The organism is Marasmitruncus massiliensis (genome assembly GCF_900186535.1).
Taxonomy (GTDB): domain Bacteria; phylum Bacillota; class Clostridia; order Oscillospirales; family Ruminococcaceae; genus Anaerotruncus; species Anaerotruncus massiliensis_A.
Window position 1 is genome coordinate 437,009 of record NZ_FYDE01000003.1, and the last position, 18,699, is coordinate 455,707.

15 protein-coding genes and 2 pseudogenes are annotated in these 18,699 nt (G+C 49.1%); 13 read left to right on the forward strand and 4 right to left on the reverse strand.

The window, feature by feature from the left end:
- The first annotated feature begins 9 nt into the window (after positions 1 to 9).
- A complete protein-coding gene (locus C1A10_RS03380) occupies positions 10 to 4,566 on the forward strand; it encodes a hypothetical protein (RefSeq protein ID WP_101908880.1) in 4,557 nt (1,518 codons plus the stop codon).
- Between the two features lie 53 nt (positions 4,567 to 4,619).
- Here C1A10_RS03380 and C1A10_RS03385 read toward each other — a convergent pair.
- The 3 genes and pseudogenes from C1A10_RS03385 to C1A10_RS03395 form a co-directional block, all read right to left on the reverse strand.
- Positions 4,620 to 4,712, reverse strand: a pseudogene (locus C1A10_RS03385) (manganese catalase family protein); the annotation flags it as partial.
- A gap of 6 nt (positions 4,713 to 4,718) precedes the next feature.
- Positions 4,719 to 4,970 (reverse strand): spore coat protein CotJB, encoded by a 252-nt coding sequence (locus C1A10_RS03390; RefSeq protein WP_101908881.1) that lies wholly within the window; start codon positions 4,968 to 4,970, stop codon positions 4,719 to 4,721.
- A complete protein-coding gene (locus tag C1A10_RS03395) occupies positions 4,963 to 5,163 on the reverse strand; it encodes a spore coat associated protein CotJA (protein WP_242968818.1) in 201 nt (66 codons plus the stop codon). The genes C1A10_RS03390 and C1A10_RS03395 overlap by 8 nt, the downstream gene beginning before the upstream one ends.
- A gap of 367 nt (positions 5,164 to 5,530) precedes the next feature.
- Between C1A10_RS03395 and C1A10_RS03400 the strand changes: the two genes are divergently transcribed.
- From C1A10_RS03400 to C1A10_RS03440, 9 genes and pseudogenes are all read left to right on the forward strand, one after another.
- Positions 5,531 to 6,070 (forward strand): stage V sporulation T C-terminal domain-containing protein, encoded by a 540-nt coding sequence (locus tag C1A10_RS03400; RefSeq protein ID WP_101908883.1) that lies wholly within the window; start codon positions 5,531 to 5,533, stop codon positions 6,068 to 6,070.
- A gap of 2 nt (positions 6,071 to 6,072) precedes the next feature.
- On the forward strand, positions 6,073 to 6,258 hold the full coding sequence (locus C1A10_RS03405; RefSeq protein ID WP_101908884.1) for a hypothetical protein: 186 nt from the start codon (positions 6,073 to 6,075) through the stop codon (positions 6,256 to 6,258).
- A 255-nt stretch (positions 6,259 to 6,513) separates the two neighbouring features.
- On the forward strand, positions 6,514 to 8,046 hold the full coding sequence (locus tag C1A10_RS03410) for a DUF3794 domain-containing protein (RefSeq protein ID WP_101908885.1): 1,533 nt from the start codon (positions 6,514 to 6,516) through the stop codon (positions 8,044 to 8,046).
- 21 nt (positions 8,047 to 8,067) lie between these two features.
- Positions 8,068 to 9,309, forward strand: coding sequence for a stage IV sporulation protein A (gene spoIVA, locus C1A10_RS03415; protein ID WP_101908886.1), 1,242 nt, complete (start codon positions 8,068 to 8,070; stop codon positions 9,307 to 9,309).
- Between the two features lie 52 nt (positions 9,310 to 9,361).
- Complete coding sequence (locus C1A10_RS03420; RefSeq protein ID WP_101908887.1) at positions 9,362 to 9,556, forward strand: hypothetical protein; 195 nt, start codon at positions 9,362 to 9,364, stop codon at positions 9,554 to 9,556.
- A 399-nt stretch (positions 9,557 to 9,955) separates the two neighbouring features.
- Complete coding sequence (ilvD, locus tag C1A10_RS03425; RefSeq protein ID WP_101909007.1) at positions 9,956 to 11,632, forward strand: dihydroxy-acid dehydratase; 1,677 nt, start codon at positions 9,956 to 9,958, stop codon at positions 11,630 to 11,632.
- Positions 11,633 to 11,656: 24 nt separating this feature from the next.
- On the forward strand, positions 11,657 to 12,628 hold the full coding sequence (locus C1A10_RS03430; RefSeq protein ID WP_101909008.1) for a bile acid:sodium symporter family protein: 972 nt from the start codon (positions 11,657 to 11,659) through the stop codon (positions 12,626 to 12,628).
- A 180-nt stretch (positions 12,629 to 12,808) separates the two neighbouring features.
- Positions 12,809 to 14,458 (forward strand): recombinase family protein, encoded by a 1,650-nt coding sequence (locus C1A10_RS03435; protein ID WP_101908888.1) that lies wholly within the window; start codon positions 12,809 to 12,811, stop codon positions 14,456 to 14,458.
- Positions 14,446 to 14,730, forward strand: a pseudogene (locus C1A10_RS03440) (sporulation stage IV protein A); the annotation flags it as partial. The gene C1A10_RS03435 and the pseudogene C1A10_RS03440, both read left to right, overlap by 13 nt.
- A 75-nt stretch (positions 14,731 to 14,805) precedes the next feature.
- On the opposite strand, the gene C1A10_RS18700 reads toward C1A10_RS03440, so the two are convergent.
- Positions 14,806 to 15,135 carry a transposase gene (locus C1A10_RS18700; RefSeq protein WP_101908889.1) on the reverse strand — a complete coding sequence of 110 codons (330 nt, stop codon included), beginning with the start codon at positions 15,133 to 15,135 and terminating at the stop codon, positions 14,806 to 14,808.
- A gap of 854 nt (positions 15,136 to 15,989) precedes the next feature.
- Here C1A10_RS18700 and C1A10_RS03460 point away from each other — a divergent pair.
- From C1A10_RS03460 to C1A10_RS03470, 3 genes are all read left to right on the forward strand, one after another.
- The gene (locus tag C1A10_RS03460) at positions 15,990 to 16,709 is read left to right on the forward strand and encodes an indolepyruvate ferredoxin oxidoreductase subunit alpha (protein ID WP_101908892.1); all 720 of its coding nucleotides are present in this window, start codon (positions 15,990 to 15,992) and stop codon (positions 16,707 to 16,709) included.
- A 19-nt stretch (positions 16,710 to 16,728) separates the two neighbouring features.
- On the forward strand, positions 16,729 to 17,364 hold the full coding sequence (locus tag C1A10_RS03465; protein ID WP_101908893.1) for a hypothetical protein: 636 nt from the start codon (positions 16,729 to 16,731) through the stop codon (positions 17,362 to 17,364).
- 139 nt (positions 17,365 to 17,503) lie between these two features.
- Positions 17,504 to 18,562, forward strand: a complete 1,059-nt coding sequence (locus C1A10_RS03470; protein ID WP_180950961.1) for a tripartite tricarboxylate transporter substrate binding protein — start codon at positions 17,504 to 17,506, stop codon at positions 18,560 to 18,562.
- Positions 18,563 to 18,699: the final 137 nt, after the last annotated feature.

Sequence of the window (18,699 nt, forward strand, 5' to 3'; positions counted from 1 at the left end):
GGCAGAAAAGTGAAAAAATCATTTAACAGCTGGCTCTCCGATATTCAAAATGAAGAGGACAAGAAAAACTATTCTGGAACAATGAACAAAGCTTTCGTTCCCATGAGCACCCCCGCCGATACGGACGGGGGTGCGTCCTTATCAAAACCGATTATGTCAGATTTCAAGCAAATAGATTATCAAACCACGGCTCCGCTCATGGGAGATTTTAAACAAATAGAATACGGAGCGCCTAAAACCACGAAAGAACCAGTTCCATCACTGTATGAATCGTTGTGGCCGGGTCTGAACGGAAACCAACCTCGAGTTGAAGACTTAATGCCTGACACAACGCTTCCAACTTATGAGCCGTTACGCCTAAACCAGGTCCCCACACTTAAAATAAATAATCAGTTCAAAAACCCGCTTAAAAAAGAAACGACCACAAATATAGCGGGAATGAATCTTCCTAAGTATACCCCTCCACCGGAAATCCCGGAAAATGTTTCAGTGCTTTTTGATGTAAAAGACGACGTTTTAACCCCTCAGCAGCTGATTTCTAAATATTCCAAAGTCGCTGAGACGGACAATCTCAGTAGCGCAGAAAGAAACAGGCTGGCAAAGCAGGGCGAAAAAGCAATGGGGAAAATATCCGCGCAGCAGATAACAGTTCCTTTCCTGCGTCCGAGACTAAACGGGGAAGTATCTCAGGATGATATTGAACGGGCGATGTACTTACAAAATGAATTGGCACGGCAAACCTCATGGGGTGCCGGGGTACTGTCTGCATTTAACGCGGCATCTTTCAATCAATTAGAAAAGCCTGTTGCCGAAAAGCTGCTTTCCCCAAAGTATGTAGAGGATCAGCGTCAGGCTATCCAACGTTCCCGCGAAGCGCAGCCGGTAGCATCTACCGTGGGGTCATTCGCGGGAGAGGCCGCAAAGTATGCCGCGCTGGCCCCCATGATCGAGGGATTGCCCATCGTAGGAAAAGCGACACAGGCAATCGGAGCAGGTGCGGCCAAACTGACAGGCGGGAAACTATCCGCAGAGATTGCCGCGAGACTGGCGGCCGGCCGTGCGATCGACCTCCCTATGGATGTAATCCGCGCGGCACAGGACAACCCGAACAATTTAGCAGGATTTGCAAAGCAGCTCGGAATAGATACCGCCCTTGGTCTTGGCGCAGACGTGGGACTGGAAGCAATCGGAAAGCTGTGGCGCATGGGGAAGAGCGCCGCCGGCACACGACTGGACAATGCTGTCAAAGATCTAAACGTTGACACCGTACCAAATATGGACTTGCCGAACGGTGAACTATTTTACAACTTGCAGGACGGGACCGGAAGAATCAAAGGAATGCCGGACTTTTACGCAGGAACGCGAGGTGTTTCCAGGAATGCGGATAAACTGAAAATCCCCATTCAGAAACCAAGCAATTTATTGGCCCTTCCCGCCGCATCCAACGATGAAAGACTACTGCGGCAACTTGAAAATCTGGATACAGGCTTCACTTACCCGATCAATGCCGTGAGCGGTGGAATCCCAAACACTGTTCCAAACTTGCAGTCAACTCCAAGCCTGAAAAATTTGGGACTTCCGGAACCGAATGCACCGATTAGGCTGTTTGATATGAATACCGCACAGCCAAAGATTCCGGTCACGACAGAATTTTCCGCCGCAGATGTTCCGTCGCCGCGCGGAAGAGAACCGCAGGTTACAACAAAATTCACAGATGCGGATATCCCTCCAGCGAGAGTAAATACCAAGGAGAAAAGCCCGCGCGAACTGGATTCCGTCAAAGAGTTATTCAGCGACATTGATGCCCCAGAGATCGCCATTGATAATCCAGATGCGGAGGCGGTATCTAAGCTCACCGGACGAGGCGTAAGCTATAACAAGGATTTTGCCCGGAATCTGGACGCGGCGGCCGGAAAGGACAAAAAAGTAAGGCAGTGGCTGAAAGACAACATCGAAACCCCATTCCTTGACGCGAAAGCAAGATACGCTGACAATGTGAAAACCAAGCTGGATACCTATAAAAAACAAATGGACGCGCTCGGCATCAAGAAGGGAAGCAAGGAAAGCTCAGCCGTTCAGTGGATAGGTGAAGGCGTCAAGGTGGACAAATACGGTGACCCGCATGAATACACCATGGAAATGCTTCGCGAAGAATTTCCGGAAAGCTGGCAGAGGATTTTACAGGCGGATAAAATTAACCGCAAGCTATACGATGATTACATCCAGAGTATCAACAATTCCCTGACACAGATCTATCCGGATGCACAGGTAAAAGCCTTGGAACGCTCTGACCGCCTGATGGACAGCATTCATTATACCAACAGCCGGATTGATGAACTGGCGGGCGATCTTGCCAACGAACCGGACATACTGAATCAGGCGAAACTAAAAGATGAAATCAGTCGCCTGAAACGCAAGGTATCGTTGGACAGCGGAGCATTTAATCAGCTTCAAAACGATATCCAAAGCGGAGATTACCTTCGCAACAAGCGCCTATTGCCGCGCAAAGACTATTACCACCACTTCCAAGAACTTCAAGAGGGCGTCGGAGGATTGAAAAATATCATTTCCACCCCGGCAGACATTGACCCGCACTTGGCAGGGACATCCGATTTCACACAGCCAAAATCCAAATGGACCGGGTTTATGCAGCAGCGCAAAGGTGCAGAATATTCATCGGATGCGGTGGGAGGCATGATCAAATACATTCCCGCAGCGGAATACAAAGTGAATATAGACCCCATAATTGCAAAGAACAGGGGAACCGTTAAATACCTGGCCGATCAGACGGAAGACTTACGCAACGCGAATAAGTTCATTGAATGGATGGGAGATTGGACAAACGATCTCGCAGGGAAAACAAATCCGATTGACCGACCGGTTCAGAAGCTGACAGGAAGGAAAGCCATGAAGGTAGTTGAATGGGTTAACAACCGTGTGAAGAGTAACGCTGTTTTAGGCAATCTTAATTCGGCTGTTTCCCAGGTATTCAACATTCCAAATGCTGTGGGATACATTAAAAGTCCGAAAAACCTTGCGAAAGGCGCAGCCGAATACGTACAGTCCATGTTCGGAAATAAGGAACTGCAAAACCTTCTTGACCAAAGCGGATTTCTGAAAGAACGATATCTCGATCAATCTATCAAACAATTTGACGAGGGAACATTAAAAGCCCCTAGAAAATTCGCAGAATGGTTGCTAAATGCAGGCGATGAAGGCGCAAGTAAATTCATTTGGCTTTCTGCATACGATCAGGCCAAAGATCAGGGAATCAAAAACGCGGTAGAATATGCCGACGACATCGCCCGCAGGGCAGTTGCCGGCCGGGGAATCGGAGAATTGCCAATCACGCAAAAAAGCAAATTAGTGCAGCTATTTGCACCATTCCAAGTTGAAGTCAATAACGCATACCAAGTGCTTAAAGAAAAAGTGAAGCAAAAGGATGCACTTGGAATAGCGGGAATATTTGCAACCACTTGGTTTATGAATAATATTGCAGAGCAGCTAACGGGAAATCGCGTAGGGTTTGACCCCATAGATGCCACGCGGGACGCCATAGCAGAAGCCAAGGAAGGCGCAAACTTCGCAGACAAAGCAACTCTAGCGGGCGGGAGAATTGCTGGAGAGGCACTCTCAAACATGCCTTACGGCGCGACCATTGCGGCGACGCTGGTTCCGGAAGAATACCGGGAACCGCTCTTCGGAGAGAATGATCCGACACGTTTCGGGACCGGAAACATTGGAGCAAATACGTTGTTACAGCCATTCTTTGATCTTGGATATAATGCGATTCAGTCCGCAAAAGGAAGCGACAGCAAAAAGAATCCGGACTGGCTTGGAACGGCCGCCAATATCGCTCTTCCGTGGGGAGGAAAGCAGCTTGACCGCTCGGTGAACGCCCTGCAGGACATGCAATACCTACCACGCTTTGACGGCGTAGGCGCGGAGAACATGCCAGCATCCTACTCCAACACCGGAAGATTTCGTTTCCCAATTGACACCAGTGATCCGCTGAACGTTTTGAAAGGTGCAGCATTCGGAAGCTTCGCAACCAACGAAGGAAAAGAATATATTAGAAGTGGGACACTGCCTTTGAGCGATAAAGCGACCGGGCAAATCAAAGAAGCATCCGGGCTTGGAATATCACCGGAAGAATTCATTGAGATCGGCCGCGATTTAAAGGAATTCAAACCAATCAAAGACGAAAACGGAAAGGTAATCACCAGCGCCGCAGATCAGCAGCGAGATCTACTGAGAGGTCTCGAAATCCCACCGGAACAAAAACAGTGGCTTGACCAGTCGCTAGTTGGGGAGTTAAAGAACCCGAGGGACTATTCCAGCAACGACGCCTATATCCTTTCCGGACTCACGGAATCACAGCAAAAAGGATATAATAAATTCAACGATGGCAGGTTTACGGTTGATGAGTATGTCAGAGCCATCGATGCTATCAGGAAGATTAAAGGAAAGGATGAAAAATTGAAAGCGATCAGAAAGCTGGGATATTTACAGGATGGAGCGGAACGACTCTATGAAATGATTAATTATCGGGAAAAAGACGAATAATAAAAACGGGCAAGATCACACCTTGCCCGTTTTTATATCTTATTACAGCTAAGACCGCCAAGTTGGCTGATGATTACACGGGCAAGCGCCGGGTTTGGGGTTTTGATTTTGACAGGATACTCCAGTTTCTTTTCATATTGCCACATAATGTACTACGCCTCCAGTTCCCAAGGCCAGGGGTTGTTGACCCAGGTCCAGTAGTTTGAATTTTTGTTGCCGTGCATATGAATGGGACCGTACAGTGCTTGATAGCGTTCCATTGCCTCGTGATGGAGGTGCTGATATTTTTCAAAGTACGCCAGCGCATTTTTGCAGGTTGGATGACTGTCGAGATAAAGCCCTACATCTGTGAGGGCGAACTCATACATCTGAATTTGTTTTAATAATTGATCACGTTCAGACACGTAAACACGCCCCCTCTAAGAACGGTTTGTTGAGGCCGGGGAAAATCGTTCCATAATGGAAGCCCGCCTCAAGCTCATAAGTGCCTTCCCATTCCTGCATAGGGGAATACACCATGGCCAGAGCAGGCATTACGGATGAACAATTCGGCGCAACAGAATTTGCTGCCGCAATTGCCTCTGAATTCAGCTCCATATGCGAAAACTCCTTTATTAAACAGTATAGGGGCGGTGCCCCTCTCATCCCCATAGTATGAGCGTCTTTTTAAATGGTTCGCGGCCGGTTCCTTCAGCCGATCGTCCAAATAAATAAAAAATAAAAAATTCCATAAGATTCCTATTGTTTCGTACATACTTTCCACATAAATCCGATTTTGTCAGTCAATAATAACCTTGCAGTGACTGGAACACAGCCTGAAACCACATCGCAGATAATTTGTGTGCGGCGAGGTGCAAAGTCAAATGTAATCAGTTCAGTTTGGGGTGTATTTTCGCTGCTGCCATTCATGATGGTGGCGGGCGCTGTGTTTCAACACCAAGCAGAAGGAAGGAGGACAATTCTGATGAAAGCCACAGGAATTGTGAGGCGCATCGACGATCTCGGGCGCGTGGTTATCCCGAAAGAAATTCGCCGCACTATGCGCATAAGGGAGGGTGACCCTCTTGAAATATATACGGATAATGACGGTGAGGTAATTTTTAAAAAATATTCTCCAATCGGCGAGCTGTCGTCCTTTGCGTCTCAATACGCGGAAGTGCTCAATAAGGTCGGGGGCTATCCGGTGGTTGTTTGTGACCGCGATCATGTAATCAGCGTTGCCGGTATTCCCAAAAAAGAACTGCTGGAACGCAGAGTCTCTCCCGCGCTGGAAGAAATGATGGAACAGCGCCGCAACTTTGCTATTGCGGGAGATGGCAAGAGAATGCAGCCGGTAGAAGGCGTTGACAGGTTTGCCCTGGTGGTAGCGCCGATTATTGCAGCCGGAGATGTTTGCGGTAGCCTGATGTTTATAGCAGGGGACAATCCTGTGCCTGCTACCGATACGGAAATAAAGTTGATTCAGGTGGGCGCCGCATTCCTTGGAAAACAGATGGAGGAATGATGATGCCTCCCAGCGACAAGAGGAAAGATCAGGATCGATCGATTTCTGAAGGCTTGATCTCCCGTGTAAGCAGGGCAGCAGAAAAAGTAATCGCTGTTCCGCCCAGCCGCAGTGACCCGCAGGGCAGTTATACGGGGCGTCCAGTTGAGACAGGAGAAATTCCGATTCAGGATGCCGATGATTTATAAAACAGGCAGGGAAAGCAAAGCGCTTTCCCTGCCTGTTTTTGGATAAATGGCTTGTCTGCGACATTTGCAGGCAAAAGTCAGCATAAATTGAATAGGAAAATTATTTTTGCTGTTCTGATAGCTTCCAATCCCAAAATCAGGATGCCCGTTTCCCGATTTCAGGGGCAAACATGGCCGGGAAGCGCGTCAGACCGGCATATTGAGGCGAGGCTTGGCATATAGTGATGATAGCTAACAGAAGGAGAGGGTCGAACTATGGATCTGAATTTGCAAAAACAGACGGTATGCACCAGCGAAGTGATATACGACGGCGTGACAGAGCAACCGTTGGAGTGCGACGTGTTGCTGCCGGATTACTGCCCTGATATTTCAAAAATTCTGCGCTGTGAGGTCGTCCCTTCGCTGCTGTCCCACGTGGTCAGCGGCGATAAACTGTCCATTGACGGAATGGCGGTGGCACATCTTTATTATCTGAGCGAAGACGGCTGCATCCGGCATGCCGAATATAAGATCCCGTATACAAAGGTGATTGAGCTCAGAACAGCGCCGCAAAATCCCACTGCAACCATCAGTCAGACGGTGGATTATTTTAACTGCCGGGCGGTCAGCCCCCGCCGGCTGGATATGCGCGGGGCTGTCAGCGTGAATGTGCGGGTGTCCAGCCAGGTGGAGGAGCAGGTGGTTTGCGGAGGCAATGAGGCCGGGCTCCAGTTATGCCGGGAAGCTGTGGAAAACACAAGGGTGCTTCCGCAGTCGGTTCGTCAGACAACCATTCGCGAAGAAATGGAGCTGGGAAACGGGAAACCGGCCGTGGGCAATGTCATTCGCTATTCCGCTTCCGCGGATGTGGCTGATTTCAAAGTTATTTCCGGGAAGCTGGTTACCAAAGGAGAAGCAAATGTAAAGATTATCTATCAGAGCGAAGAGGATGCGAAAAAGCTGGAGGTAATGGAATATGCGCTTCCGGTGAGCCAGATTGTTGACATGGAAGGGGTGGATGAGGACTGCAACTGCAGCGTCTGGTATGATGTCTGCGGTGTGGACATTACCCCCAAACAGAACTCAGACGGGGAAAACCGGGCTTTTTCCGTGGAGCTGGTTTTGAACGCCTGCGCGACCGCAAACCGGAGGATCAACGTGGAGGCGGTAACCGACTGTTATTCCACACAGTATGAATGCAAACAGTCCCAAAAACAGATTCCTTTTCTCAAATTGCTGAATACGGTGGACGAAAACCATATGTATAAGGAAACCCTGGATCTTCCGCCGAATGTCAAAAGCATTATAGACCTTTGGTGCATTCCGGGTGCGGTGAACACCAGAGTGGAACCGGATGGCGTGGTTGTGACAGGAAAACTGAATGTGTGCATGTTCGTCTATGAAGATGACGATAACATCGCTTATTTTGAGCAGATGCGCGAATACAATCAGCGGATCCCGAACAACGATATGTCTGGTACGATACAGTTTGCGCCGGTGGTACGGGTTGGGACGGCAACCTTTACCCTATCCGGCCATGATAAGCTGGAAGTGCGTTGCGCTGCCAGAATCCGCGGCGGCATTTACAGCCTCAACCGCAAAAAGGTGATCAGTGACATCGCGGTGGATGAGTCCCGTCCCAAAACAAGACAGGAGAATGTGCTGTACCTTTATTATGCATCGGAGCAGGAACCTGTCTGGGAAATCGCTAAGCGGTACAACACCTCCGTGAATGCGATTCAGGCAGAGAATCAGCTTGAGGGCAGCGTTCTGAGCGGTAAGGCCATGCTGCTCATTCCGATGAAATAGTCAGCGAAAGGGGAGAGGACAATGGAAGCGCAGAGCATTTATCAGAACATCGCCAAGCGAACAGGCGGTGATATTTATATCGGTGTTGTGGGGCCGGTGCGTACGGGAAAATCCACTTTTATCAAACGGTTTATGGAAACTCTGGTCATTCCGAATATCGGCAGCGAGTATGTCCGCGAACGCGCAACCGATGAATTGCCTCAGTCGTCAGCCGGCCGGACCATCATGACCACCGAACCGAAATTTATTCCGGAAGAAGCGGTCAAGGTCTCGGTGGCGGACAACGCCGCACTCAACGTCCGGATGATCGACTGCGTAGGGTATATTGTTCCCAGTTCGCTCGGCTACATTGAGAATAACGCGCCCAGAATGGTCATGACGCCGTGGTTTGAAAAGGAAATCCCGTTTAACATGGCGGCGGAAGTCGGAACGCAGAAGGTGATCAATGAGCACAGCACGATCGGGCTGGTGGTAACCACGGACGGCAGCATCAGCGATATCCCGCGTGCGGAATATGAAGAAGCCGAGCAGCGCGTCATTCAGGAACTGCAGCAGATCAATAAACCGTTCATTGTGCTGCTGAACTGCGTGGACCCCAATACGCCGTATGCGCAGCAGATGCGCACGGAAATGGAAAATAAATATCAGGTGCCTGTTGCCGCGGTAAACTGCATGGAGCTGACCGAAGAGGATATCCGGGTGATTCTGAAGGATGTACTGTTCCAGTTCCCGGTACGCGAGGTTGCAGTCAATCTTCCGGGCTGGGTAACGACCCTTGCCCCTGATCACTGGCTGCGTACGGCACTTTATAATGCTATCCGGGATGCCGCCGAACCGGTGGAACATATCGGCCAGCTGAAAAATCAGATGGAGAACCTGGCCAACTGCGAATATGTAAACCGCGTGGACGTGAATTCCATTGACCTGGGAACCGGCTGCGCGAAGACTGCTGTGGAAGTGAAAAACGGCCTGTTTTATAAGATACTGGGAGAAGAGACAGGTCTGAATATTCCGGATGAAAATGCGCTCATGCCCTGTATGGTGGAGCTTGCGGGAATTAAGCGGGAATATGATAAAGTAAAATGCGCGCTGGACGAAGTCGCGGCGACCGGTTACGGAATTGTCATGCCGTCGCTGCAGGAGCTTGCGCTCGAAGAACCCGAAATTGTAAAGCAGGGCGGCCGCTATGGGGTCCGTCTCAAGGCTTCCGCACCTTCTATACATATCATATGTATCAAACAGAAATATAGAACCGCGACGTAAAAGAAATTCTAAATCCCGCCCGGCCTGAATAAGCTGAAACCGGGTGAGGAAAATGAGAGAACAAAGAAAAGAGAATCTGAACATTGAAACAGAAATCAAGCTGCTGATCAATCAAAGGCTATATGAAAAAAAGATCATTTCCCTTGAACTGTTTGAACAGGCAAAGGTACTGATTCTAAAACCGGTAAAAAACTGCGGTTTGACAATGAAAGGGAAGAAATCAAGGATGGAAGCAAAAAACTGTTGACAAAAATTGAAAAAGCGGTATACTTATAAAAAATAAATACTTTAATGAAATGCAGTGACAGGGAAATTAGTATTCCAAGGCTTGCAGAGAGCTGCCGAATGGTGCAAGGCAGCAGCGGAAGTATATGAAAATCCCCCTGGAGCAGTTGGCTGAAGGGCTTTTTGCCTGTGTAAGTTTCACCGATTAACACCCGTTATCGTGTTTCTCATTGCAAGGGTTTGTCCCGGAGATGCAGAGTTGAGTGGTCATGGTTTTTAGGAAACTATGGCAATGCAGAGTGGTACCGCAGAGCGCTTTTACAGCCTTTGTCTCTCGTGATAGAGAGGCAAGGGCTTTTTATTTTCTATTTTACTAAAATTAAAACAATATTAAATTTCAGGAGGAGTTAAATTGAGCGGCATGAGAGACAGCAGGACTTTACGAAGCGATCATGTGACAAAAGGCGCGGAGCGCGCGCCGAACCGCTGCCTGTTTTACGCGATGGGCTTTACGGATGAGGAGCTTGACCGTCCGCTGATTGGTGTTGTATCGGCGTACAGCGAAATTGTTCCCGGCCACAGCCATCTTGACAAACTGGCTGAAGCAGTCAAGGCGGGCGTGCGTATGGCGGGGGGAACCCCGATCCTTGTCCCTGCAATCGGGGTCTGTGACGGAATCGCCATGGGACATCAGGGCATGAAGTATTCACTGCCGTCCCGGGAACTGATTGCCGATTCGGTGGAGACTATGGCTTTGGCGCATTGCTTTGACGGGCTGGTACTGGTGCCGAACTGCGATAAAATCGTCCCCGGAATGCTGATGGCGGCGGCCCGGCTGAATATCCCGTCTATTGTGGTAAGCGGAGGCCCCATGCTGGCCGGACGGCATAACGGTGAGGAAATCAGCCTGTCCAAAATGTTTGAAGCGGTCGGCGCGAGGAAAGCGGGGATGATCGGCGATGCTGAACTTGAGCAGTTCGCGCAGGATTCCTGCCCCGGCTGCGGTTCCTGTGCAGGTATGTACACGGCCAACAGCATGAACTGCCTGTCGGAAGCCATCGGCATGGCACTGCCCGGCAACGGAACCATCCCCGCGGTTTATTCCGCCCGGACTCAGCTTGCCAAAAAGGCCGGTATGCAGATTATGGAGCTTGTCGACCGGGATTTGAAACCGCGCGACATCCTGACGCCGAAAGCGTTCCAGAACGCGCTTGCGGTGGATATGGCGCTTGGATGCAGCACCAACAGCGTGCTTCATCTGCTTGCGATTGCCAACGAGGCAGGCGTTCCAATGAATCTGGAAACAATCAACGAGGTCAGCGCCAGAACCCCCAACCTCTGCCATCTGGCACCCGCCGGAAACGACCATATTCAGGACCTTTATGAAGCGGGCGGAATTCAGGCGGTTATGGCGCAGCTCGCGCAGGGCGGTTATCTGAACACCTCTTTGCCGACGGTAACCGGAAAAACAGTCGGAGAGAATGTTTCCGGAGCCGAAAACAGGAATCCAAAAGTCATCCGTACGCTGGATCAGGCCTACAGCAAGACTGGCGGGATTGCGGTGCTTTGGGGAAATCTCGCGAAAGACGGCTGCGTGGTCAAACGCTCCGCCGTATCGTCGGAAATGCTGGTGCACACAGGCCCTGCCCGCGTCTTTGACAGTGAAGAAGAGGCAATTGACGCCATTTACAACGGAAAAATCCATCCCGGGGATGTCGTGGTGATCCGTTACGAAGGCCCCAAGGGCGGCCCCGGAATGCGCGAAATGCTCAACCCGACTTCGGCCCTTGCCGGTATGCAGCTGGACAAGCAGGTGGCTCTGATTACAGACGGACGGTTTTCCGGCGCGTCGCGCGGCGCTTCCATCGGTCATGTGTCGCCGGAAGCGGCAGCCGGTGGGGAGATTGCCTATCTGAAAGAGGGCGACCTGATCCATATTGATATCCCAAATAACCGGATAGACGCGGAAGTCTCGGAAGAGGAATTCGCAAAACGGAAAGCACAGTGGAGCCCGAAACAGCCGGAAGGGCTTGAAGGCTGGCTCAGCAGGTATGTGCGTCTGGTAAGTTCGGCAAATACAGGTGCGGTTTTGAAATAAGAAGGATGATGGAGGGTATTTATGATGGAATTTCTGAAAAAGGTAAGCAGATTTGCGGGAAAGTATATGGCATTTATCGTGCTGGTGATTGCGGCTATGGCGTTGTTTGTACCGTCTTCCCTGAGCTGGATTAAAACCAGCTACGTCAACACCCTGCTTGGAATTGTTATGTTCGGTATGGGGCTCACCTTGAAGCCGGACGACTTCAAAGTGGTATTCAGCCGTCCGAAAGACGTGTTGATCGGCTGCGTTGCCCAGTTTACAATCATGCCGCTTCTGGCGTTCCTGCTCACCAAGGTGTTCCAGCTCCCGGTAGAGCTGGCGATCGGCGTCATTCTGGTTGGAACCTGCCCCGGAGGCACCTCTTCGAACGTCATGACCTATCTCGCCAAGGGCGATGTCGCGCTGTCCGTCGGCATGACTGCGGTTTCCACCGTGCTTGCGCCGTTTATGACTCCGCTGCTGACCTATGTTTATGCCGGCCAGCGCGTGGATGTTAATATGGTGAGCATGTTTGTCTCCATCGTTAAAGTCGTCATTGTCCCGATTGCGCTCGGCTTTGTCTTTAATAAGCTGTTTGGCAAACTGACCGAAAAACTGACCGAGGTGCTGCCGCTGGTTTCCGTTACCGCGATTGTCGCGATTGTGGCTGCCGTTGTCTCTGCGAACTCCGCGAAAATTCTCACCAGCGGCCTGCTGATCGTCGCGGTTGTCATGCTGCACAACATGCTCGGCTATGCCTGCGGTTACGGTCTCGGAAAGCTGCTGAAAATGGGAGACCCCAAATGCAATGCCGTCGCAATCGAGGTCGGGATGCAGAACTCCGGCCTTGCGACCTCGCTTGCCGCGACCCACTTCGCGGCAATGCCGCTTGCGACAATTCCCGGCGCGGTATTCAGCGTCTGGCATAATATCTCCGGTTCCATTGTTGCGAACCTGATGGCTTCCAAAGCGGAGAAAAAATTGAAAGTGGTTTCTGATCAGGTGACTGCCTGACGGAATGATAAGGATCATTCCATGATCGAGGCTGGGGAAGGAATGCGGTCAAGTGTTCCTTCCCCGGCTGATTTTTTAGGCGATTTGGGTTTTGGTGTTCACTTTGGTATTAATATTTTTCTTTTGTGTTACATATAAAAGAATAGCATGTACCGAAAAGAAGTACTTAGGGGTGAACATATGGATCTGTATGACATCCGGAATCAACTCAACGGAGGGAAATCGATTTATGATCTGCATCTGCGGGTAACTTTTTACGCAAGAGTATCAACAGATAAGGATGAGCAGCTTCATTCCCTGCAAGCCCAGATTCAATATTATTCGGATTTGATCACCGGAACTCCAAACTGGACGTTTGTTGACGGCTATATCGACGAAGGGATCAGCGGCACAAGCGTCAAGAAGCGAGAGAGTTTTTTAAACATGATTGAGGATGCGAGGCTGAAAAAATTCGACTTCATCATTACGAAAGAAATCAGCCGCTTTTCCCGAAACACCGTTGACAGTATCCAATATACGCAGCAGCTGTTAAGCTATGGGGTGGGCGTTCTATTTCAGTCGGACAATATCAATACGCTCATGCCGGACTCCGAACTGCGCCTGACAATTATGTCCTCGATTGCCCAGGATGAAGTTCGAAAAACTTCCGAACGTGTAAAATTCGGGTTTAAGCGTGCGATCGAAAAAGGTGTGGTCCTGGGCAACAACCGGATCTGGGGCTATGTGAAGGATAACGGGCGGCTGGTGGTTGTTGAAAAAGAGGCAAAACTGATTCAAAAAATTTTTACCATGTACGCAGTGGACGGCCTTGGGATGCGCTCTATTTGTAACTGGCTGACAGAACACGGCATCAAAAATACAAAAGGGAACGATTTTTCATTCAGTACCATCAAGGGTATTTTGACCAACCCGAAATACAAAGGCTACTACTGTGGCGGAAAGACACATAAATATGACTACAAGCTCAGCAATGTCAGATACCTTGACCCGACAGAGTGGAAGCTGTACAAAGATGAAACGGGAAGCATTGTGCCTGCGATTGTCAGCGAAGAACTGTGGGAGAAAGCCAATTCCATTTTACAAACCCGCAGCGCCCGGCAAAGTGCAGAGAATAAAACGAGCTATCAGAATCAATATTCTTTCAGCGGCAAGGTCATCTGTACCGAACATCAGACGCCTTATTATCGGGCATGCTATCGGTATCCTTCAGGAAGCAAAGAAGTCTGGCAGTGCAGAAAATATACGGAGCAAGGAAAAGCCGGCTGCAATTCTCCAATTGTTTATACTTCGGAGCTGAATGAAGCGTTGCGGCAGGTAGTTGGACGTGTGGTTCATAATCAAGCCGGAATCATGGAAGATCTGATCGGGATCTATTCGGAAATTGACAGCCAGTCAAACGTGCAGGCGGAAATCCTCAGGCAGGAATCGCTGGTGTATGAAATCTCTCAAAAAAAAGACAAATTACTTGATTTAAGCATGAAAGGCAGACTGTCTGATAACGAATTTGAAGTTCGGAACAATCAATTCAATGTGGAGCTTTCCGATCTGCAGAACAGGATTGCCGGCTTGCGGCAGCAGGAGGCTCAAAACAGGGGGCAATCTTTGCCGGCCGAAGAACTGCGCGGTTTGATCGCTGAGGAGCTGAATTTTGAGGATGGCTTCAACAATCAAATCGTGGACAGCCTGCTGGAGCGGATTGAGGTTGACCACACAGATCAAAAAAATGAAATCAGGCTGAAAATAATACTGAAAGTAATCCCGGAAAAGCTCCTTTTTCTAATCCGGCGCGCCCGTTCAGAGACTTCTGTTTGTTACATACCATACATATGATGGCCGCCAATATCACCACGGAAGTTTCCCCGATAGTAGGCAGCGAAAAGCAGAGCGAAGAATTGGTGCGTTACCTGCTGCATGAGTTCGAGGAAAGCCCGCAGAAAATCTGGGAAAGCAATATTTTCGGCAAAAGCCTGCATGAACTGGTCAATGAAGGTTTGCACAACAAACTGAACCGGATGCCCGGCGATGCCAGAATGAAGCTCCAGGAAACCATTGAACGTATCATCAATGAAGGCTGCACAGGGCTTATCTGCATTATTATCTAGCGGCGCAGATTGGTCCATTGGCGCGGCAAGGCGCTTCCGCAATTCAGCGGAAGCGCCTTTTATTTAATTCATTCGTTAAAAGTGGCTGCATTTTTTCGTTGGTTTTCTCCCTATGCTGTGTTTGCTGAAATCATCATCGATACCCAGTTCCCTGCATACCTGATCAATGATGGCGTCTTTTTGTAATTTGATGAATCTGCTGTACACCGTTTGCCATGGCCCATATCTTTCCGGCAGGTCCCGCCAGGCAGCCCCGCTTTTTAAAATCCATAAAATAGCGTTCAACATTTTCTGATTGTCCTTCTTTGGACGGCCCTTTTGTCCGGTCCGTTCGGGGGGCAGCAGATTTTTTATATTTTCCCACTGTGTGTCGGTAAGTTCATAACGTCTTTGAAAGGTTGACATTTCGCTATCCTCCGTATTTTATATATTGGGCAGATTCTTCAGGCTCTCCGATTTGTCAGGAGCACTGAGTTATGCTGCAAATGCAATTTGACATAAAAATAGCGTGAACCAATTTATTTGCATTTCTGTAAATATCTTGGTTCACGCATTTTATGGCCTTGTTTATTTGGATACCTTTCGCTTGGGATAATTTTTTCATAATACAGCGGGCGATGTATTGTATGCGATCCGCCCGCCAGGCTGGACCACGTTTCATTATCTATCCTCCTTAAGTTTTGATGAAACAGTATTCGAGTTTCTTGTCCCCCTTTATTAAATTCATAAAGCACTTGTGATTAATAGATATATTATTTATATCACCGAAGAATAATTTTGTCAATTATTTCAACTTTCATTATCGCCAAATACTATAGAATTAGCCCATGTTTGAAAAATGATCAATCACAAAAATATCAGGAAAAATTCGTCAGTTTGCAGCAAATGTGTTTTGCATTATTGAACACAAGCTGTTTAAAGTTGTCAGGAACCGAATGGTATGCGCCGGAAAGCACAGACTTTGACGCGTTCCGTATAACACGGCCATAAGGAATTTTTCAGACCGGAAAAGCGGTTTTTATTTTCAAACATGGTTCCGGCCGGAGAGCAAAAATGAAATGATTGACAGGGTAATTTTGTAATGTTATAGTCAAAAACATGGATGGCGCACATCCGACAGCGAAAGGCTTCGTCGGATGTACTGTTATCCCCAAAAGTTCGCGGATGCTAAGGGGGGACAATCATTCAGCGCTGGCTTTACCAATGGAAAGTCTACTGCCAGGTAACAAAGTTTAAACAAAATAAGAGGAGGCCAGGATATGAGAATTGATCCTGCAAGGTGTTTGGGTTGTAACCGATGCGTCGATTACTGCATGTTAAACTGTATATCGAAAGCGGATAATATCTGTACAATCAAGGAAGAAGAATGCGTGGATTGCGGTGTTTGCCTAAGAGCAAATGTATGCCCGGTCCACGCTATTTTTATGCCTGAAGAGTGTTATGAGTATCCGCGTGCCGTACGCATGCAGTTCAGTGACCCGGGCGTTCAGCATCCCGCTCTTAAAGCTTGGGGACGCGGGACAGAGGAAGCAAAAACAAATGATGTCACCGGAAAATTTGGCAAAGGGGAATACGGCCTCCTGCTGGAATTCGGAAGGCCCTGTACCGGAACCAGATTCACTGAGGTCGAGAAGGTCACGGTTGCCATGCGTAAGCTGGGCATTCCCATTCTCGAAGACAACCCGCTCTACGGCCTTCTGGAATCAGATGATTCCGGGCGGTTCAAAAAAGAATTTGTGAATGAAAAGGTGCTGTCCGCCATTCTTGAACTCAGAATTCATGAAGAAGAACTGGAAGAGATCATCGGCACAATCATGCCGCTGCTGGAGAATGTGGACACGGTCGTTTCTGTGGGGCTTGTAACCAGGTTCGACGATGACGCAAAGCTTCCTGTCGCGGAAAAGTTGAAAGCAATGGGCTTTACGGTACGCCCCAACGCAAAAATCAATGTGGGTCTTGGGCGTCCCCTGATCGATTAACAAGGAGGTTGGACAAGATATGAGTCATTCTTTGCACCGCTTTGGAACTGTTGAAGATCTTAAAAACGATTTTTGCATCTATGCCAGATGTGCCCGCGGAGTTAACCGGGATCATCCCGGGGAAAAATTGAGAAGAATTCTGGATATTTACTTATCGGAAGATTTTGTGAATTTTGGTTCCAGCCATGCTGGAAAAAGTTACGTCAATGGGCTTGATCCCGAGGATTACAAAGAAACATTGGACAATGCTTACGGAATTATTATCTCATTTGCGGACAGAAACGCTGTGAAGGGCGTGCTGACCAAGATCCGCGATGCGCAGCTCGGTATTTCCATTGTTGTGAGCGGACTGATCGACGAGGTAGTCAATATAGCGCATGAATGTGGGCTCAAACCCCATACCGCAACCCTGTCCCTTGGCATTTTTGGAAATAAATCCCTGCTCCCTAAGGATGAAACCTTGAAGATTACAACCATGTGCGGCCATTCGCTGATTGGTACTCCGCTTGTGGAATCCACCTGTGAAAAAGTCCGGCAGGCTAAACTGACACCGGAGAAAGCGGCCGAAATTATTGCCAAACCCTGTACCTGCGGGATATTCAACACCAGAAGATGCGCCGAGTTGATTCGCAAGCAGCTTGAAAACATCAATTGAATCGGTAAAGATCTTCTGTGGCTATGATAGATTGAAGGATGAAGCGCGCCTCCCAGGGAAGTTACGAAGCGGCACACTTGATTTGACAATCTATCTGATATAAACAGCAATTCAAAAAAATCAAATGGAGGTCTTGAAAATGAAAAGGGTATTAACGCTTATTCTGGCAACTGCTATGATTCTGGCTGTATCCGGATGTTCAAACTCCACGCCGGCCCCCTCCGCGACATCGTCGTCCGCAGGCGCGTCGAAACCCGCGGGAACAGCCGAATCCTCAGCGGCATCCTCGTCGGCGCCTACATGGAAACCCGATAAGCCGATCGATTTTATCTGTCAGTCTTCAGCAGGCGGCGGAAGCGATCTGATGGCGAGAACCATTGGAAGCATCATGAACACCAAGGGCATTATTGACCAGCCGTTTGTCGTGCAGAACCTGACCGGCTCAGGCGGTGTTCAGGCATTCAACTATACCCAGAAGCAGGCGGGCAACCCTTATGTCATGCAAACCGTCAATTCCGCATTCTTTGTCGCGCCCATCACCGGAAACATTGACAAAAACTACAAGGATTACACGACTCTCGCGGTAATCGGAACCGACCCGAACGTTCTGTGCGCTCCGGCCGATTCCCCCTACAATACGATTGAAGACGTTGTGGAAGCCGCCAAGGCCGATCCGAAGGGTCTGAGCATCTGTATCGGTAACGCCGGTTCGTCCGGTTCCGCCTGTTCCATCATCTTTGAAGGTGCGGCGGGCATCGAAATGACACAGGTGCCTTTTGAGGGCGGCGGCGACGGACTTACTGCGGTTATGGGCAGTCAGGTTGATTTCTCCTGGCAGAATATCGGAGAAGTAGTTGGTCCGGTTGAAAGCGGCCTGATGAAAGTGATTGCCATCGCGGCAGAGGAACGGTCCGACGCCTTCCCCGATGTCCCCACTTTTAAAGAATTAGGTTATGATGTCGTTTATGAAGTCCCCAGAGGGATCGTCGGGCCTCCCGATATGCCGCCCGAAGCAGTTGCATTTTATACCGATGCGCTGGAAAAGCTCAATACAACCGATGAGTGGCAGAAAAACTATATCGAAGCCAATTTCATATTCCCAAGATTTGCGGTGGGAAATGAAGCTCTGCAGATCTTTGACGAGTTTTACAACGATACCTACAACATTTTCGACAAAATCGGCTTAGCGGTCCACTAAAACAGGGACTGCCAGATCCCATAGTGTCTGTAAACTAAATGGCGGAACGCGGCTATAAAGTCGGCCGCCTTCCGCCTGACAATCTGTGGGCATGGTAAAGGTGCGTCCACATAACAGCGAAATTTTTATTAACCGAT

Excerpts from the sequence above, each read along its gene's own strand:
- ilvD (WP_101909007.1), top strand. The coding sequence starts at position 9,956 with ATGAGAGACAGCAGGACTTTACGAAGCGATCATGTGACAAAAGGCGCG.
- C1A10_RS18700 (WP_101908889.1), bottom strand. The coding sequence starts at position 15,135 with ATGTCAACCTTTCAAAGACGTTATGAACTTACCGACACACAGTGGGAA.
- C1A10_RS03420 (WP_101908887.1), top strand. The coding sequence starts at position 9,362 with ATGAGAGAACAAAGAAAAGAGAATCTGAACATTGAAACAGAAATCAAG.
- C1A10_RS03435 (WP_101908888.1), top strand. The coding sequence starts at position 12,809 with ATGGATCTGTATGACATCCGGAATCAACTCAACGGAGGGAAATCGATT.
- C1A10_RS03400 (WP_101908883.1), top strand. The coding sequence starts at position 5,531 with ATGAAAGCCACAGGAATTGTGAGGCGCATCGACGATCTCGGGCGCGTG.
- C1A10_RS03470 (WP_180950961.1), top strand. The coding sequence starts at position 17,504 with ATGAAAAGGGTATTAACGCTTATTCTGGCAACTGCTATGATTCTGGCT.
- spoIVA (WP_101908886.1), top strand. The coding sequence starts at position 8,068 with ATGGAAGCGCAGAGCATTTATCAGAACATCGCCAAGCGAACAGGCGGT.
- C1A10_RS03465 (WP_101908893.1), top strand. The coding sequence starts at position 16,729 with ATGAGTCATTCTTTGCACCGCTTTGGAACTGTTGAAGATCTTAAAAAC.
- C1A10_RS03405 (WP_101908884.1), top strand. The coding sequence starts at position 6,073 with ATGCCTCCCAGCGACAAGAGGAAAGATCAGGATCGATCGATTTCTGAA.
- C1A10_RS03460 (WP_101908892.1), top strand. The coding sequence starts at position 15,990 with ATGAGAATTGATCCTGCAAGGTGTTTGGGTTGTAACCGATGCGTCGAT.
- C1A10_RS03395 (WP_242968818.1), bottom strand. The coding sequence starts at position 5,163 with ATGGAGCTGAATTCAGAGGCAATTGCGGCAGCAAATTCTGTTGCGCCG.
- C1A10_RS03430 (WP_101909008.1), top strand. The coding sequence starts at position 11,657 with ATGGAATTTCTGAAAAAGGTAAGCAGATTTGCGGGAAAGTATATGGCA.
- C1A10_RS03410 (WP_101908885.1), top strand. The coding sequence starts at position 6,514 with ATGGATCTGAATTTGCAAAAACAGACGGTATGCACCAGCGAAGTGATA.